The 640-nt window shown below is 50.5% G+C and carries 7 tRNA genes; all 7 read right to left on the reverse strand.

The annotated features are described in order from the left end of the window. Nucleotides 1–4: 4 nt before the first annotated feature. Nucleotides 5–78: transfer RNA gene (locus tag ODU41_RS10725), tRNA-Pro, on the reverse strand. A gap of 47 nt (nucleotides 79–125) precedes the next feature. Then, nucleotides 126–199: transfer RNA gene (locus ODU41_RS10730), tRNA-Arg, on the reverse strand. An 18-nt stretch (nucleotides 200–217) separates the two neighbouring features. Further along, a tRNA-Leu gene (locus tag ODU41_RS10735) sits at nucleotides 218–301 on the reverse strand. Nucleotides 302–308: 7 nt separating this feature from the next. Further along, nucleotides 309–380: transfer RNA gene (locus ODU41_RS10740), tRNA-Gly, on the reverse strand. A 13-nt stretch (nucleotides 381–393) separates the two neighbouring features. Continuing rightward, nucleotides 394–466, reverse strand: a tRNA-Thr gene (locus ODU41_RS10745). A 14-nt stretch (nucleotides 467–480) separates the two neighbouring features. After that, a tRNA-Leu gene (locus ODU41_RS10750) sits at nucleotides 481–562 on the reverse strand. Between the two features lie 3 nt (nucleotides 563–565). Then, nucleotides 566–638: transfer RNA gene (locus tag ODU41_RS10755), tRNA-Lys, on the reverse strand. Nucleotides 639–640 lie beyond the last annotated feature (2 nt).

Here is a 640-nt window from a genome sequence, read left to right on the forward strand (position 1 = left end):
ATAATCGGGAAGACAGGATTCGAACCTGCGACACCTTGGTCCCAAACCAAGTACTCTACCAAGCTGAGCTACTTCCCGATACTATTAAAAATAAAGCTCCCCTAACGTCTCCATTAAGCGAGTGATGCACCCTAGAGGATTCGAACCTCTAACCGCCTGATTCGTAGTCAGGTACTCTATCCAGTTGAGCTAAGGGTGCTAACTATTATAATCTTCATGCCGAGGACCGGAATCGAACCGGTACGATGTTGCCATCGCAGGATTTTAAGTCCTGTGCGTCTGCCAGTTCCGCCACCCCGGCCTCTCAAAGCGAACGACGGGATTCGAACCCGCGACCCCCACCTTGGCAAGGTGGTGTTCTACCACTGAACTACGTTCGCAATCTCTTGCTAATGCCGGCTACATGACTTGAACACGCGACCCTCTGATTACAAATCAGATGCTCTACCAACTGAGCTAAGCCGGCTTATTTTTATTCTATGCGGGTTAAGGGACTTGAACCCCCACGCCCGAAAGCGCCAGATCCTAAATCTGGTGCGTCTGCCAATTCCGCCAAACCCGCATATGACTCGTGCTGGGCTCGAACCAGCGACCCATTGATTAAAAGTCAATTGCTCTACCAACTGAGCTAACGAGTCTT

The organism is Streptococcus sp. 2022WUSS083, assembly GCF_044427155.1.
GTDB lineage: Bacteria > Bacillota > Bacilli > Lactobacillales > Streptococcaceae > Streptococcus > Streptococcus hashimotonensis.